Origin of the sequence: Frigoribacterium sp. PvP054, assembly GCF_040547465.1 — a bacterium.
Lineage (GTDB): Bacteria > Actinomycetota > Actinomycetes > Actinomycetales > Microbacteriaceae > Frigoribacterium.
Genome location: NZ_JBEPPU010000009.1, coordinates 35,082 through 50,919 on the forward strand (window position 1 = coordinate 35,082; position 15,838 = coordinate 50,919).

The 15,838-nt window shown below is 73.7% G+C and carries 14 protein-coding genes; 10 read left to right on the top strand and 4 right to left on the bottom strand.

Annotated features, from left to right (window positions below; genetic code table 11):
* Nucleotides 1–367: 367 nt before the first annotated feature.
* The 3 genes from ABID81_RS11910 to ABID81_RS11920 all read left to right on the top strand — a co-directional run bounded on the left by ABID81_RS11910 (nucleotide 368) and on the right by ABID81_RS11920 (nucleotide 2,359).
* The gene (locus ABID81_RS11910; protein WP_354595003.1) at nucleotides 368–1,240 is read left to right on the top strand and encodes a DUF429 domain-containing protein; all 873 of its coding nucleotides are present in this window, start codon (nucleotides 368–370) and stop codon (nucleotides 1,238–1,240) included.
* A gap of 215 nt (nucleotides 1,241–1,455) precedes the next feature.
* Nucleotides 1,456–1,968, top strand: coding sequence for a GNAT family N-acetyltransferase (locus ABID81_RS11915; protein WP_354595004.1), 513 nt, complete (start codon nucleotides 1,456–1,458; stop codon nucleotides 1,966–1,968).
* Between the two features lie 16 nt (nucleotides 1,969–1,984).
* A complete protein-coding gene (locus ABID81_RS11920; RefSeq protein WP_354595005.1) occupies nucleotides 1,985–2,359 on the top strand; it encodes a hypothetical protein in 375 nt (124 codons plus the stop codon).
* 483 nt (nucleotides 2,360–2,842) lie between these two features.
* Here the strand turns inward: ABID81_RS11920 and ABID81_RS11925 are convergent, their stop codons facing one another.
* Complete coding sequence (locus ABID81_RS11925) at nucleotides 2,843–3,262, bottom strand: YchJ family protein (RefSeq protein WP_354595006.1); 420 nt, start codon at nucleotides 3,260–3,262, stop codon at nucleotides 2,843–2,845.
* Nucleotides 3,263–4,313: 1,051 nt separating this feature from the next.
* Between ABID81_RS11925 and ABID81_RS11930 the strand changes: the two genes are divergently transcribed.
* The 3 genes from ABID81_RS11930 to ABID81_RS11940 all read left to right on the top strand — a co-directional run bounded on the left by ABID81_RS11930 (nucleotide 4,314) and on the right by ABID81_RS11940 (nucleotide 7,033).
* A complete protein-coding gene (locus ABID81_RS11930) occupies nucleotides 4,314–4,709 on the top strand; it encodes a hypothetical protein (protein WP_354595007.1) in 396 nt (131 codons plus the stop codon).
* Between the two features lie 282 nt (nucleotides 4,710–4,991).
* Nucleotides 4,992–5,858 carry a metallophosphoesterase family protein gene (locus ABID81_RS11935; protein WP_354595008.1) on the top strand — a complete coding sequence of 289 codons (867 nt, stop codon included), beginning with the start codon at nucleotides 4,992–4,994 and terminating at the stop codon, nucleotides 5,856–5,858.
* Nucleotides 5,859–6,016: 158 nt separating this feature from the next.
* Nucleotides 6,017–7,033, top strand: a complete 1,017-nt coding sequence (locus ABID81_RS11940; protein WP_354595009.1) for an NAD-dependent epimerase/dehydratase family protein — start codon at nucleotides 6,017–6,019, stop codon at nucleotides 7,031–7,033.
* A 52-nt stretch (nucleotides 7,034–7,085) separates the two neighbouring features.
* Here ABID81_RS11940 and ABID81_RS11945 read toward each other — a convergent pair whose 3' ends face one another.
* Nucleotides 7,086–7,739 carry an HAD-IA family hydrolase gene (locus ABID81_RS11945; RefSeq protein ID WP_354595010.1) on the bottom strand — a complete coding sequence of 218 codons (654 nt, stop codon included), beginning with the start codon at nucleotides 7,737–7,739 and terminating at the stop codon, nucleotides 7,086–7,088.
* 58 nt (nucleotides 7,740–7,797) lie between these two features.
* Here ABID81_RS11945 and ABID81_RS11950 point away from each other — a divergent pair, with 58 nt between their 5' ends.
* The 3 genes from ABID81_RS11950 to ABID81_RS11960 all read left to right on the top strand — a co-directional run bounded on the left by ABID81_RS11950 (nucleotide 7,798) and on the right by ABID81_RS11960 (nucleotide 10,178).
* Nucleotides 7,798–8,202 (top strand): hypothetical protein, encoded by a 405-nt coding sequence (locus ABID81_RS11950; protein ID WP_354595011.1) that lies wholly within the window; start codon nucleotides 7,798–7,800, stop codon nucleotides 8,200–8,202.
* 410 nt (nucleotides 8,203–8,612) lie between these two features.
* Nucleotides 8,613–9,545, top strand: a complete 933-nt coding sequence (locus ABID81_RS11955) for an aminodeoxychorismate lyase (protein WP_354595012.1) — start codon at nucleotides 8,613–8,615, stop codon at nucleotides 9,543–9,545.
* Nucleotides 9,546–9,908: 363 nt separating this feature from the next.
* Complete coding sequence (locus tag ABID81_RS11960; protein ID WP_354595013.1) at nucleotides 9,909–10,178, top strand: hypothetical protein; 270 nt, start codon at nucleotides 9,909–9,911, stop codon at nucleotides 10,176–10,178.
* Nucleotides 10,179–10,320: 142 nt separating this feature from the next.
* Here ABID81_RS11960 and glgX read toward each other — a convergent pair whose 3' ends face one another.
* Entirely contained in the window at nucleotides 10,321–12,378 is a 2,058-nt protein-coding gene (glgX, locus tag ABID81_RS11965) for a glycogen debranching protein GlgX (protein WP_354595014.1), read from the bottom strand.
* A 737-nt stretch (nucleotides 12,379–13,115) separates the two neighbouring features.
* On the opposite strand from glgX, the gene ABID81_RS11970 reads away from it, so the two are divergent.
* Nucleotides 13,116–13,733, top strand: a complete 618-nt coding sequence (locus ABID81_RS11970; protein WP_354595015.1) for a hypothetical protein — start codon at nucleotides 13,116–13,118, stop codon at nucleotides 13,731–13,733.
* A 98-nt stretch (nucleotides 13,734–13,831) separates the two neighbouring features.
* Here the strand turns inward: ABID81_RS11970 and ABID81_RS11975 are convergent, their stop codons facing one another.
* Nucleotides 13,832–15,745, bottom strand: coding sequence for an APC family permease (locus tag ABID81_RS11975; protein ID WP_354595088.1), 1,914 nt, complete (start codon nucleotides 15,743–15,745; stop codon nucleotides 13,832–13,834).
* Between the last annotated feature and the right edge of the window lie 93 nt (nucleotides 15,746–15,838).

Genomic DNA, 15,838 nt, shown 5'->3' on the forward strand with positions numbered 1-15,838 from the left:
GTCACCCCACCCCCGCGACCGGCGCCCGACCCCTGCCTGGGCGCATCGTTCGCCGCCGGAACCCTGGGTCGGTCTCGACCGCCCCCGAGCCACCCCCGCGACCGGCGCTCAACCCCTGCCTAGGCAAATCGCTCGCCGCCGGAACCAGGGGTCGGCCTCGACCGCCCCCAAGCCACCCCCGCGACCGGCGCTCAACCCTTGCCTAGGCAAATCGCTCGCCGCCGGAACCAGGGGTCGGCCTCGACCGCCCCCGAGCCACCCCTGCGACCGGCGCTCAACCCCTGCCTAGGCAAATCGCTCGCCGCCGGAACCGAGGGTCGGGCCGGGACAGGGTCGGGCCGGCCGCTCACGCGGGTACGGTCGACCGGTGACCCCGCCCCCGCCCACGGCTGCGCCGCCCCCACCGCGCTATCTCGGCGTCGACCTCGCCTGGCGCGACTCGACGCCCGGGCGTCCGGCGAACGAGACCGGCCTGGCCGTGATCGACGCCGAGGGCACGGTGCTCGACGCCGGCTGGGCCCGCGGGGTCGACGAGGTCGAGGCCTGGGTGCTGCGCTGGTCGACGCCCGGGTCCGTCATGGCCGTGGACGCGCCCGTGCTCGTGCCGAACGCGACGGGCATGCGGGCGAGCGAGCGGCTCGTGGCGCGGGCCTACGGTCGGTGGCACGTCTCGGCCAACGCGAGCAGCGCCTCCTTGCCCTGGCTCGGCGGACGCACCCTCGGCGAGCGCCTCGAACGCGCCGGCGGCGTCTACGACGACGGCGTCGTCCCCCTGCCCGCCGACGCCGTGGGGCACTTCGAGTGCTACCCGTACACGACGCTCGTCGGCATGGTCGAGCTCGGCTACGACGACAAGCGTCCGCGGTACAAGCGTCCCGACCTGACGCTGCCCAAGGAGGCGCGGCGCGAGGCCCGGGCGGCGGCCTGCGACGAGCTGCTGCGCCGGCTGGGCGCGCTGAGCGGGGCCGAGGTTCCGGTGCGCCTGGCGTCGCACCCGGTGTCGGCCGCGCTGCTCGACGAGCCGTCGCCGCTCGTCGACCGCGCCTACAAGCACCGCGAGGACCTGCTCGACGCGCTCGTCTGCGCCTGGACGGCCGCGCTGCGGGCCCGCACGCCCGAGCGCCTGCAGGTGCTCGGCGTCGACACCGAGCCGGACGAGCGCGGGAGGCGCGCGACGCTGCTCTCACCGGCCCGCCCCGAGCAACGGCTCGGGCCTGCCCCCGTGGCGCGGCTCGACTGAGGGGCATCCCGCGCCTCCCGGCGTGACGGCCCCGGGGCCCGACCGACGGGGCGACCCGACCCGCGCCCCCCGGGCGTGACGGCCCCGGGGCGCGACCCGACGGGACGACCCGACCCGCGCCCCCGGCGTGAGCGCCCCGGGGCGCGACCAGACGGGACGACCCGACCCGCGCCTCCCGCCGTCGACTCGTGCCGGCCGTGTGGCAGGCTGACGGCATGCCCGCACGACCCGTGACCGTCCGCCGCACGACCGCCGACGACTGGCAGCGCGTCCGCGACCTCCGCCTCGCGATGCTGGCGGACACGCCGATCGCGTACGGAGAGACGCTCGCCGTCGCGCGTCGCCACGACGAGGCCGAGTGGCGGATGCGCGGCGCCCGGGGCGAGGCCGAGCACGGCACCTCGCTCGTCGCGATCGACGACGAGACGGGCGATTGGGTCGGCGCCATGGGCGGCTTCCTGCAGGCGGCCGGGCAGCCCCTGCTGGTCGGCGTGTACGTGGCTCCGTCACATCGTGGCCGGGCGGCCGGCGTCACCGACCTGTTGCTCGACGGCGTCGAGGCCTGGGCGGCGACCGAGGGCGACGCCCTGCGCCTGCACGTCCACGAGCAGAACGAACGGGCCATCGCCTTCTACCGCCGTCGCGGCTACGAGCCGACCGGGCACACGAACGCGTACGCCCTCGACCCGACGGCCCGCGAGCTCGAGATGCTCGCCCCGCTGCGCTGACGGCGCCGACCGACCCGTGGCGAGCTCGTACGACGTCTTCTTCGAGGGTCCGCACGACGAATCGCGGCAGCTCGTCGAGCGGACGCTGGTCGACCAGGGATTCACGTTGTCGCTCGATCCGGACGGCAGCACGCGGGCGGTCCGGGGCACGCTCGTCTCGACCCTCGCCCTGCGGGCCTTCGCCGGACGGTCGCAGCTGTTGACGCTCGGCGTGCGCTGGTACGTGGACGACCGCGGGCGCCTCGTCGCCCGGGTCGTGCACGCGTCGAGCACGTCGGTGCTCGGCGGGCCGGTCGGCGTCGTGCGGGCCCAACGGGCCGTCGGCGGGCTCGTCCGGTCACTCGAGGCCGTCGCCGCGGGACGCCGGGCCGCGGCTCGCCCCGAGGGCTGACGGGACGCCCTGGCCCCCGGGCACGCCACCGGCCCTGTCCCCCGAATCACACGCGGTTGCACCCGTGCCTGTGAGGAGCGTCCACGTCTGAACCGCACCATGTCGTGCGGCCTAGCGTTCGTCGGGATGGAGGGCGCGAGCTCTGCATCGGTGTCGTCCGGACCGTGGGTCCCTGCCCGTGAAGCTCTCCCTGCGGCCCGGCGGCGTCACGGAGAGGGCGCCGGGCCCGACGGACCCGACGTCCTCTTCGTGACGCCCGACGCCCCCGTCCTCTGACCGGCCCTGTCCCTGGGCCCGGGCCGCCACCTGCGAGCGCGTGCAGGCGCGGGTCGACGTGCGCGGCGGCGTCTCAGCCCGCGGTGTCGCCGCGTCTCGGCGTCGGGGCGTCTCGGCGTCGCGGCGTCTCGGCGTCGCGGCGTCTCGGCGTCGCGGCGTCTCGGCGTCGCGGCGTCTCGGCTCGCGGCCTCGCTGCCTCGAGGCGTCTCAGCCCGCGGCGCCGTCGACGTAGAGCCACCGCCGGTCGACCCGGACGAACCGGCTGACCTCGTGCTGCACCCCGGCCCCCTCGGCGTCGCGGAAGTGTGCCTCGAACTCGACCGTCCCGTCGTCGTCGAACGGCCCGCCGGCACGCGTCCGCACGATCTCGAGCCGGAACCAGCGCATCGCCGGATCGACCTCGAGCGTGGCGGGCCGGGTCGTCGGGTGCCAGGTCTCGAGCAGGTAGGAGGCGCGGGCGAGCGCGAAGGCCGAGTACCGCGAGCGCATCAGCCGCTCCGCCGTCGGGGCTGCCACCGTGCCGTGGTGCGCCGGCCCACAGCACGACCCGTAGGTCTCGCCGCTGAGGCAGGGGCAACGCGCCGAGTCGTCGAGGTCGCGGCCGTCGGCGGGAGCTGCGGGAAGCATCAGGCCATTCTGCGGCACCGCGCCCACCGCGCCGCGCCGCCCCGCTCCGCCCGCCGCACGCGCCCCTCCCCCTACCCCTGCTCCCTCCCCCACCCCCCTGCCGGCAATTCCTCATCCCTGTCGCGGCCCGACCCACCCCCCGCCGATCCCGGCACCCGGCCGCAGCACCAGCCAGGAATTGCCCGCACCCCCACCGACATGGCACCCGGTGCGAACACCGACACCGGCGCCGGCCCAGCCCGGCTCCGCTCCGCTCTGCTCCGCTCTGCTCGGCTCGGCTCGGCTCGGCTCGGCTCCGCTCTGCTCCGCTCTGCTCCGTTCCGCTCCGCTCGGCTCCGGCCTCGGTCTCAACCCCGCCTCCGCCCCGGCACCGACTCGACGTCGGCCCCGGCCCGCCTCCCAATCCGACGCCCTGACGGCAATGCCTTCCGGCTGTCGCGGCCGCACCCGTCCCCCGCCGATCCCAGCACCCGGCCGCAGCAGCAGCCAGGAATTGCCCGCACCGACGCCGACAGGCCACCCGGTGCGAACACCGACAGCGACGCCGGTGCCGGCCCCGCCCCTCCTCGCCTCGGCTTCGACCCGCCTCCGCCCCGACCCCCTGGCGGCAATTCCTGGTTGCTGTCGCGGCCGCACCCGTCCCCTGCCGATCCCGGCACCCGGCCGCAGCACCAGCCAGGAATTGCCCGCACGTCGCCGACGGGGAGAGGGGCAGCCACGCCGACGGGGAGAGGGGCAGCCACGTCGACGGGGAGAGGGGCAGCGACGCCGACGGTGAGAGGGGCAGCGACGTCGACGGGGCCGGCGAGAGGGGTGGCGACGCCGACAGGGCCAGCGAGACGGACAGGGACGTCGAGACCCACGTCGACGTCGACGTCGAGGTCGGACCGAGGCCGTCAGGGCTCGGGCATGCTCCCGGTCGGGCCGGGCGGGCTACACCGCGGTCGGGCCCGTGGCGCGCCGACCCGGCTCCCCAATCCGGGTCGCACCCCAACAGGCCGCCCCCGCACTGGGCGTCGCCCGGACCTCCCCGACCTGGCACGGTGAGGGGGTGACGAACTCTCCGACCACCGCCTCGCACCCCGTCCACGAGCAAGAGCTCGTGTTCGCCCACGTGCGGGCCGTGCTGGACCCGGGGAAGACCGGCCGCGTGCTGCCCCGACTGTCCCGCCGCAAGACCGCTCGCGCCCTCGCGTCGGCGGGGTTCTGCAACCTCACCGGCGAACCGGTCCGCGCCGCGGCCCTGAAACAGGACGGGACGCAGTTCTTCGACCGCTCCGAGACCGTCCTCGTCGAGACCCTCAACACGGGTCGACGGTTCTACGGCCTGTTCGTCGAGCCGACCTCGCCGAGCCACGAGGACTGGGCGACCGTCACCGGCATGTTCGCCGAGCTCGGCCGCCGCGTGCACGGCCGCCTGGCCCCCGCCGACCAGTTCCGCGGCTGAGGCCCCGCGCCCCGCCGCCGACCGACCTATCGCGCGGCTCACGCACGCGAGGCCGCACCACGTCCGCGTCGTCGAACCACCCCGGAGCGTGGTTCGACGACGCGACGGTGGTGCGACCCCGCCGACCCCGCCGACCCCGCCGACCCCGCCGCCCCCGCCGACCCCGCCGACCCGGCCGACCCCGCCGACCCCGCCGACCCCGCCGACCCGGCCGAGCACCCTCGCACCCCGTCGCCCCCGCACGACAACCCGCCCCCGCCCCGCACCCGGTAGCGTCGCGGCATGCACGCCCTGCCACCCGGAGCCCTCCGCATCGTCCACCTCAGCGACTCGCACCTGCTCGCGGACGGGGCCCTGCACCAGGGCGTCGTCGACACGGTCGAGGCGCTCGACCTCGTGCTGGCGGAGGCCGCGCGGGTCGAGGGGGTGCGACTGCTGGTGGGGTCGGGTGACCTGTCGGACGACGGCAGCCGCGCCTCCTACCGGCACCTGCGCGAGCGCACCGACGCGTGGGCCCGTGCGGCCGGCGCCGAGGTCGTGCTCGTGCCCGGCAACCACGACGTGCGCGCGGGCTTCGCCGAGGTGCTCGGCGGTGACCCGGCGGGGCCGCTCGACCTCGTCCGCGAGGTGGACGGCTGGCGGGTGATCGGGCTCGACACCTCGGTGCCCGGGGCCGGGTACGGGCTGGTGCGGCCCGAGCAGCTCGCCCGGTTGCGCGACGAGCTGGCCACGCCGGCCGCACGCGGCACCGTGCTCGTGCTGCACCACCCGCCGATCGCCGCGCCGACGACCCTGCACGAGTCGCTCGCCCTGCAGGACCCGGAGGCGCTGGCCGCGGTCCTCGAGGGATCGGACGTCCGCGTCGTCCTCGCCGGGCACTACCACCACCACGTCGTCGGCCACCTCGCGGGCGTTCCCGTGGTGGTCGCGCCCGGGGTGGCGAACGACACGGACGTGCTGGCCTCCGTCGGCACCGAGCGGGCCGTGCGCGGCTCGGGCTTGGTGGTGGTCGAGCTGTCGGCCGAGGGAGCGGTGCGCTCGACCGTGGTGCGCGCGCACGAGCCGCGCGACGGCGACGAGGTCTTCGTGCTCGACGAGGCCGCCGTCTCGCGCATCGCCGCCGAGGCCGGAGTCCCGCCCGCCGGCTGACGCTCGCCTCCCCACCGCCCGTCCGGCCCCGCCGCCCCGTCCCGCCCCGCCGCCCCGTCCGGCCCCGCCCCCAGGGGCCGCGCGTAGGCTCGGCCCAGGTCTGCCGCCCACCCGGGGTCGGCGCGAGGCCGTTCGTCGAGTCGTGAAAGTGAGACCCCATGCGCGTGGTCGTCGTCGGAGCCACGGGCAACCTGGGCACCGCCCTGCTGACCCGTCTCCAGGCCGAACCCGAGGTGACCTCGCTCGTCGGGGTCGCCCGACGGGGTCCGCGCATGGCGACGCCGCCCTACGGCGAGGTCACGTGGTTCTCGATCGACGTTGGGGCCGACGACTCCCCTCTCGCGCTCGAGCGGGCCTTCGCCGGGGCCGACGCCGTCGTGCACCTCGGCTGGGCCCTGCAGCCGAGCCACCGCAAGGCCGTCATGTACCGCACGAACGTGATCGGCACGTCGCACGTGCTCGACGCCGCCGCCCGGGCGGGCGTGCCGCACGTGCTCGTCGCCTCGTCGGTGGGCGCCTACTCGCGCGGGCCCAAGGGGCGCCGGGTCGACGAGGGCTACAAGACGAAGGGCGTCCGCCGGTCGAGCTACTCGAAGCACAAGGCGATCAACGAGCGCGTCATGGACGCGTTCGCCGAGCAGCACCCCGAGGTCACCCTGACCCGCATGCGTCCGGGGCTGGTGTTCCAGGCCGCCGCCGCGAGCGAGATCGTCGGGCTGTTCGTCGGCCGCTGGGTGCCCACCCGCTGGATGCAGCGCGTGCGACCGCCGTTCGTGCCGCTGGCCCCGCGTTTCGTCTCGCAGGTCGTGCACGCGAGCGACGTCGCCGACGCGTTCTGGCGGGCGATCGACCGTCGCGCCGGCGGCGCCTTCAACCTCGCGGCCGAGCCCGTCGTCGACCCCGACCTCATCGCGAAGGCCTTCGGCTCGCGCCTGCTGCCCGTGCCGTACCGACTGCTGCGCGCGATCGTGCAGCTGACCTGGCTGGCCCGCCTGCAGCCCACCGAGCCGGGCTGGCTCGACATCGCCGCGAAGATCCCGGTCATGTCGACCGAGAGGGCGCGCACCGTGCTCGGCTGGACGCCCCGCCACACCTCGGACGAGACCCTGCGCGAGTTCGCCCACGCCCTGGCGCAGCGGACGAACCACGAGGGGTCGCACCCGCTGCACGGCTGAGGCCGCCGCCAGCCCCGCCGACCCCGCCAGCCCCGCCGGCCCCGCGCACCCGCTACGGCAGGCCCAGCTCGATCACGCCGTCGTCGAGCACCCGCACCGTCACCTCGCCGTACCCCGTGACGCGGGGCAACCCGTCGGCGGCGGGCCCGTCGTGGTCGCCTACGACGACGACCGAGGCTCCGGAGGCGCGGGCGGCCTCGAGCCCCGCCGCGGCGTCCTCGAAGACGACGACGTCGCCGGGGTCGACGCCCAGCAGCTCGGCAGCCAGCAGGTAGCCGTCCGGCGCGGGCTTGCCGACCGGGACGTGCTCGGACGCCAGGACGACCGCCGGCCAGGGCACCCCCGCCTCGGCCATGCGCGACCGGGCCAGGTCGAGGTTCGCACTCGTCACGAGCGCCACCCGGTCGCTCGGCAGGCCCGCCACGAAGGCACCGGCCCCGGGCATCTCGACGGTGCCACCGCGACCGTCGGCCTCGACGGCCTGCAGTCCGTCGGTCAGCGCCCGCGCCTCACCCTCCGGCAACCGGGGCAGGAACCGCCGCACGGTGTCGTGGGTCTGCCGTCCGTGGGCGAACGCGAGCAGCTCGACCACGTCGAGGTCGTGCTCGGCCGCGAAGTCGGTCCAGATGCGCTCCACCACGGCGGTGGAGTCGACGAGCGTGCCGTCCATGTCGAACGCGATCGCGCGGCAGGTCAGTGTCGTCATGCCGCCAGTCTGCCCCGGCGCACATGCGGCACGCACCCCGGCGGCGTACCGTGCGCGCATGCACGATGACGAGCACGACACCACGACCGGTTCCACTCCGAGCGACACCTCCGCGACCACCGACGGGGTCGGGTACGCGGGCACGGCCGACACCGCGCCGGACCGTCGCGACAGCGACGACCCGACGGCGGACTTCCCGCGCAGCGAGGAGACCACCGCCGAGATGCAGCGGTCGGCCACCGCGGACTCCCCCGCCGTCGATTCCGACACCGACCTCGACGCCGTCCAGGCCCTGCCCGGTGAGGGCGGCCCGGACGACGGTGGCGACATCGAGGTCGACCCCGACGACCTGAACCTCTCGGGCGACTCGATCCCCGGGCACCCCAAGCCCGGCGAACCCGACCCGGCCGACGACGCGACCCCGACGAACCCCAAGCCCGGGCCGCCGAAGCCCCGCGGCTGACCCCACGAGCGGCTGACCCCGTGAGCGGCTGACCCCGCCCGCAGACCGACCACGAAGGGCCGCACCGTCTCGACGGTGCGGCCCTTCCGCGCGTGTGGTGTGGTGCCGGGTGAGCCGCCCCGTGAAGAAGCTCTCAGCCCACCGGGCACCACGCGCCCACCATGGGCGGGCTCGCTCACGGTACCTCCGCCGCCTGGGGGCGCAAGGGGTGGGGGCACGGGGAAATGCCTGGTCAGGGCCCCAAATTAGCTAGAGCGCCTAGCCACGTGGGCACCAGCTCGGGACGTCGTCCGCCTCCGCGGGTCGCTCCCCACCACGAGGTCGCGTGAGCGTCTAACCTCTCGCCGCCGAGCGACTTTCCACAGCCTGTCCACAAAGCGAAAACCGCGACCCGAGGTACGGTCGAGGACGTGACCGACCTCGCTGCCGACGCCTCGCCCACCTCCGAAACCGCGCCTCCTGCCCCCGTGCTGGTGGTCATCGAGCGGGCCCGGAACGGGGCCGTCGGCGAGGGCCGCGGGTGGCGCGTCGCCGACGCGGCCGAGCCCGTCGTCACCGCCATCGACCTGGGCGTGACGCGTGGCGACGGCGTCTTCGAGGCGTTCGGCGTCGTCGACGGCGCGGTGCAGGCGCTCGAGCCGCACCTGCGCCGCCTGGCCCGCTCGGCGGCCCTGCTCGACCTGCCGCCCCTCGACCTCGACCTCATCCGCGAGGCCGTGCTGGCCTCGGCGGGCGCCCACGCGCCCGTGCCGTTCGCCCTCACGAAGCTGATCGTCACCCGCGGCCTCGAGGGCGTGCCCGACAGCGAGCCGACCGCCTGGGCACGGACCGAGGCGTTCGAGGACCACGCCGCCGAGCGTCGCGACGGCATCCGCGTGGTGGCCCTCGACCGTGGCTACCGTCACGACGTCGCGACGACCTCGCCGTGGCTGCTGCAGGGGGCGAAGACCCTGTCGTACGCCGTCAACAAGAGCGTCCTGCGCGAGGCCGCCCGCCGCGGGGCCGACGACGTGCTCTTCGTCAGCAGCGACGGCTACGCCCTCGAGGGCCCGTCGGCCTCGCTCGTCGCCCGCTTCGGCGACCGCTTCGTCACGCCGCGCACCGACCAGGGCATCCTCGAGGGCACGACGCAGGAGGCCGTCTTCGACGCCCTCGGCGCCCTGGGCCACGAGACCGCCTACGAGCTCGTGCCGCTCGACCGCGTCCGCGAGGCCGACGCCCTGTGGCTCGTCTCGAGCGGCCGGCAGATCGCCCCCGTGTCGGCGCTCGACGACCGGGCCTTCGCGATCGACCACGAGCTGACGACGTCGCTGGTCGAGGCGCTCTGGGCCCGGCGCGCCTGACGCCGGCCGAGACGCCCGCCGGCCCACAGCCCGCAGACCCTCGGGCCCACAGCCCACCGGCCCACCGGCCCACCGGCGACCGGTCGGCACCCGTCGACGCGCCTCCCGGCGTTCGAACAGATGTCCACCTTGCGAACGCTGTCCCGGACGATGGTGGTGATCACCCGGCGACCTGCGAGAGTTCGGAACGCGTCGATTCACGGCGACGCGACCCGCACCACCCCGTTCCTCACGCGGTCGCAGGGCCGCAGAGATGAGAACAATGAACATCGTCCACGCCTCCGGGCACCACCCCCTCGCGCACGACCTGGCTCCGACCGAGCCGATCGACATCAGCGCACTCCTCCTGGCCGAGGCCTCGGCATGAACGCCGCCGACCTCGCCCGCCTCAGCCACGACCAGCTCGTGGCTCACGTCCGTCGCTCCGTCGACGTGACCGGTCACTACGTGGCCGACCGTCGGGTGCCCGCCGCCCGCATCGAGGTCTACCCCAAGCGTCGACGTGACGGCCGGTCCCACCGGTCGAACGCCGACCGTGAGCCCGTCGTCTGCGGCACCGTCGTCGACATCACGCCGGGCCCGCGCTACGCGGACTTCTTCGCCCCCGCGGCGCAGCAGCTCGCCACCGCCTGACCACCGGTCGGCCCCGCGCCGACGCACCTGACGACCGTCGTCCCCCCGGGGCGGCGGTCGTTCTCGTCGGGGGCGGACGCAGGAGGCGCGGTGCCGGTCCTCGGGACCCGCACCGCGCCTCCTGCGCGCACGTCGTCGACGCCTAGGAGGCGCGGCTCCGCAGCAGCGTGAAGCTCGCGTCGCGCACGAGCAGCGTCGTCACGGCGCCCTCGACCTGCTGGCCGGGGTCGCTCGAGGCGGCGAGCTCCCACTCGCCGTGGGGCGCGTCGGGCACGTTGAACTCGACGACGCTCGTCGAGCCGTTGACGAGGTAGGCGAAGGCGTCGGCGTCCTTGTGCGTCAGCACGAAGGTGATCGCCTTGTTCTCGCCCTGCTGCCAGTCACCGCTCGAGAACGAGTGGTCGTCGGCGCGACGCACCTGGACGTGGTCGTCGCTCTCGACCTCGGGTGCGTAGCGGAACCAGTCGGGGCGCAGGGCCGGGTTCTCGCGGCGCAGTGCGATCAGCTCGGTCGTGAAGGCGAGCAGGTCGCGGTCGGCGCGCTCCCAGTCGAACCACGAGATCTCGCTGTCCTGGCAGTAGGCGTTGTTGTTGCCGCCCTGGCTGCGGGCGATCTCGTCACCGCCGAGGATCATCGGCACGCCGGCGCTGAGCAGCAGCGTGCCGAGGAAGTTGCGGCGCTGGCGGTCGCGGTACTCGTTGACCGCCGGGTCGTCGGTCGGGCCCTCGGCGCCGCCGTTGAACGACTTGTTGTCGCTCTCGCCGTCCTGGCTGTCCTCGCCGTTCTCCTCGTTGTGCTTCTCGGCGTAGCTCGTCAGGTCGGCGAGGGTGAAGCCGTCGTGGGCCGTGACGAAGTTGACGCTCGAGAGGGGCGAACGACGGTCCGCCTCGTACACGTCGGGGCTGCCGAGCACGCGGTCGGAGAAGGTCGAGAGCACGCCGGGCTCGCCGTTCCAGAACTCGCGGACGTCGTCGCGGAACTTCCCGTTCCACTCGGACCAGTCGGCGGGGAACCCACCGACCTGGTAGCCCGCGGTGTCCCAGGGCTCGGCGATCATCTTGACGCTCTGCAGCACCGGGTCCTGGTGGATCAGGGTGAGGAACGCGCTGTGCTCGCTGGCCTCGCCGCCCTGACGGGTCAGGGTGGTGGCGAGGTCGAAGCGGAACCCGTCGACGTGCATCTCGGTCACCCAGTAGCGAAGGCTGTCCATGATGAGGGCGAGGGCCGCCGGGTGGCTGACGTTCAGGCTGTTGCCGGTGCCGGTGGTGTCGAAGTAGTTGCCCTCGTCACCTTCGACCAGGCGGTAGTAGGCCGCGTTGTCGATGCCCTTGAACGAGATGGTCGGGCCCATGTGGTTGCCCTCGGCCGTGTGGTTGTAGACGACGTCCATCCACACCTCGAGGCCGGCCGCGTGGAGGTCCTTCACCATCTGCTTGAACTCGGCGACCTGGCCGCCGCGGGTGCCGGCGGCCTTCGAGGCGTACTCGTCGTGCGGGGCGAAGAAGCCGATCGAGTTGTAGCCCCAGTAGTTGCGCAGGCCCTTCTCCTCGAGGTGGCTGTCCTGCACGAACTGGTGCGTCGGCAGCAGCTCGACCGCGGTGACGCCCAGGTCGGTGAGGTGTTTGATCGCGGCGGGGTGGCCCATGCCGGCGTAAGTGCCGCGGATGTCCTCGGGCACGTCGGGGTGCGTCTGCGTGAAGCCCTTGACGTGCACCTCGTACACGACGGTGTCCTCCATCGCCGTCAGCGGGCGCTGGTCGTCGCCCCAGTCGAAGTCGCGGTCGGCGACGACGTTGCGCGGCATGGCGGCGGCGGAGTCCGTGTCGTCACGCTTCTCGGGCTCGTCCATGTCGTGGCCGAAGACGGCCTGGCCCCAGTCGAAGGTGCCGTCGAGGGCGGTCGCGTACGGGTCGAGCAGCAGCTTGTGCTCGTTGTGACGGAGGCCGGCCGCCGGGTCCCAGGGGCCCGCGACCCGCAGGCCGTAGCTCGAGCCGACCCGCGCCTCCTCGACCACGGCGTGGAACACGTGGCCGGTGCGGTTCGTCAGCTCGAAGCGGTGCTCGGCGCCGCCGTCGGCCTCGTCGTCGAACAGGCAGAACCAGACGTGGTCGGCGGTCTCGGAGTACACGGCGACGTGGGCGCCGCCGTCGGGCAGGGGCGTCACGCCGAGGGGGTAGGGCAGGGAGCGGGAGTCGGTCATGCTCCCAGCAGTACAGGAGGCGCGGTGTCGACGGCCAAGCTGAGCGCCGTACCCCGCCCGCCGGCCGCGCCCCGCTCTGCCCCACCCTGCCCCGCGCCTGCCCCCCGCCTACCCCGCGCCTGCCCCACCATGAACCCTGTTCGCGAAGATGAACCATGTTTTCACGGGGTTCATCGTCGTGAACAGGGTTCTTCGTGTGAGAGCCGCGACACGCTCGCCTCCTCCACAGGCCGAGGATGCCTGCCTCTGATCCCCAATCGAGGAGGCGCGACTGCGGTTCCCGACGTCCCGCCCGCCAGGCTCGCGTCATGTCCCACCTCGAACCTCTCCGGTGTCCTCTGCTCTTCACCTCGACCCACGGGGCGACGACCCGCGAGGCACGGCAGCTGCAACTCCGAGCCCGCAGAGGGGCGTTGGTCCGCGTGCATCAGGGCGTCTACGCGGATGCCCGGGACTGGCACGAACTCGACGCGCGAGAACGCCACGTCGTGCTGACCAGAGCGGTCGTCGCCGGTCTCGATCCGCAGTGCACGGTCTCGCATGCCTCCGCCGCGGCGTGCTGGGGGCTGCCTCGGGTCCACGACGACCCCGGGGACGTCGTCACCGTCGTCGATCCGCGCCGCACGACCGCCAGGCGATCGACCCACCTCCTCCGACGACCCGGGTCCGTCCCCTCCGACGACAGGGCGGAACTCCACGGCCTGTTGCTGACCTCGCTGGAACGGACCGCAGTCGACGTGTCTCGAACGGCCTCGTTCGCGGACGCCGTGATGTGCCTGGATGCCGTCCTCCGTCGCCTGGTGTTGCCCGACGGACACCGCACCGGCGCCGTGGTCCAGGCCGAGTTCGAGCGGGCCCGTGCCGGCATCTCGTCCCGGCTGGGTCCGGCATCGAGTCCGGGCGGACGAACCGCTCGACGGGCTCTCGCGTTCTCGTCCGCCTGGGCGGAGAACGGAGGTGAGAGCCTCCTGAGGGTCGTGCTCTTCGAACTGGGCTTGTCATCCGTCGAGTTGCAGAAGGCCGTCGAGGTCGACGGCCTGTTCGTGGGGCGCTGCGACGTCTTCCTGCGGGCCTTCGGCGTCGCCATCGAGTTCGACGGCCACGTCAAACTGACCGATCCGGAGATGCTGGCGGGACGGACGCCTGCCGAGGTCGTCAGACAGCGGGGGCGGCGCGACCGACGCCTCCTGCGCCACCCCGAGATCCGTCACGTGGTGCACTGTGAATACGCCGACCTGGTGTTCCCCGAGAGACTGGTCGAGTTGCTTCGTGCGGCCGGTGTCGCGATCGATCCGCGCCGTGTGTCGGCTGCCGCCCGGATCGCGGGACGGCGCTTCTCAGGAACGTCCGCATGAACCCCGTTCACGAAGATGAACTCCGATTCATCGGGGTTCATCTTCGCGAACGGGGTTCCAAGCTGGTCGCCGACGGGCAGGGCAGGCGGGGCGCGGGGCTAGCTGACGTGCACGTCGGGGCGGCGGCCGCGCGCGGGCTCGGCCCGGCGCAGCACCTCGCGGGTCACCGGCGCGACCTCGCCCACCCCGGTCAAGAAGAACCGCCCCATGTTCGACAGCGGGTTGCCCTCGGTCCACTCGAAGTAGATGTCGGGCACGATGCCGGTCTCGTCGCGGATCGCCAGCAGCACGCTCGCCAACGCGTTCGGCACGGCGCCGCTCGTGGTGCGCAGCACTCGGTAGCCGTGCACGGCGTGACCGGTGACGACGAGGTCCTCCTCGAAGTTGGACGAGTCGCCCTTGTGCACCTCGACGAAGATCACGGGCGAGCGCTGCGGGATGCCGCTGTACTTCCGCTCGGCCAGGAGCTTCTTCCTGTAGATCTCGGCGACCTCGCGCCCCGGCTCGTGGGCGATGACGCGGATCGTGCCGTACTCGTCGGCGTCCTCGCGCACGTACGACAGGGCGGCGTCGTCGAGGGTGACCGACGTCGCCCGCAACTGGAACGACCGCTGGACGCGCGACACGAGCGACACCGCGAGGATGCCGATGATGAAGATCGCGGCGATGCGCACGCCGTCGGGGCGCTCGACCACGTTGGTGATGGTCGTGTAGACGAACACCAGCGCCACGACGCCGAAGCCGATCGTCCGCTTGCGCTGACGGGCGCGTCGCGCCGACAGCGTCACGGCCACGGAGGCGCTGGTGATCAGGACGAGCACCCCGGTCGCGTAGGCCCCGCCCTGGGCGTCCACGTCCGCCTCGAACACGATGGTGATGACGAACGCGACGACCGTGAAGACGATCACGAGCGGGCGGACCGCGCGGGCCCACTGCGGCGCCATGCCGTAGCGGGGCAGGTACCGCGGCACGAGGTTGAGCAGACCGGCCATGGCCGATGCTCCGGCGAACCAGAGGATGCAGATCGTGCTGACGTCGTAGAGCGTGCCGAAGCCGTCGCCGAGGTACTGGTGCGCGAGGAACGCCAGGGCGCGCCCGTTGGCCGACCCGCCGGCCTGGAACTCCTGCTGCGGGATCAGAAGGGTCGTGACGAAGCTCGACAGGATCAGGAACGAGCTCATGATGATCGCCGCGGTGGCCAGCAGCCGTCGCGCCCCACGGATGCGCCCGATCGGCTTGGCCGGGGTGTCGGTCGGGTCGCCGGTGATCTGGGGCATCACCGCCACGCCGGTCTCGAAGCCCGACAGGCCGAGCGCCAGCTTCGGGAACACGATCAGCGCGATGCCCACCATGACGAACGGGTTGCCGTGCTGCACGGTCAGGGCGTCCCACCAGTTGCCGATGACGACGGGGTTCTCCCCGATGTGGAACAGCGAGACCGCGATCACGACGAGGTTGAGCGTCAGGAAAACCGCGACGAGCACGACGGCGATGCCGATCGCCTCGCGGAACCCGCGCAGGAACACCGCGGCGAGCAGCGCGACGAGCACGAGCGTCAACGGCACCTCGGCGCCGTGGAACCAGGCCGGCGCGAACGGGTTCTCGACGGCGTGCGCGGTCGCGTCGGCCGCCGACAGGGTGATCGTGATCATGAAGTCGGTGGCGGCGAAGCCCAGCAGCACGAGCACGAAGAGCTTGCCACCCCACCAGGGCAGCAGGCGTTCGAGCATGGCGATCGAGCCCTCGCCACGTGGGCTCTCACGGGCGACCCTGCGGTACACCGGCAGCGCACCGAAGAGCGTGAGGAGCACGAGCACGATGGTCGCGAGCGGCGAGAGCAGGCCGGCCGCGACGGCGGCGATGGCCGGCTGGTAGCCCAGGGTCGAGAAGTAGTCCACGCCGGTCAGGCACATCACCCGCCACCACGAGTGGGTCTTCTCGGGCACCTCGGCGTGCGGCCCCTGGTGCGTGCCCGCGGTCTCGGTGAGGCCGTGCAGCAGCCAGCTGCGCATGCGCTGCCTGGTCGCGTTCGGGGTCGCGGGTTCGACCCTGGCGGGTGACTCGGGGTGCGCGGACACGGGTTCCTCTCGGACGTGCGGAGGGCG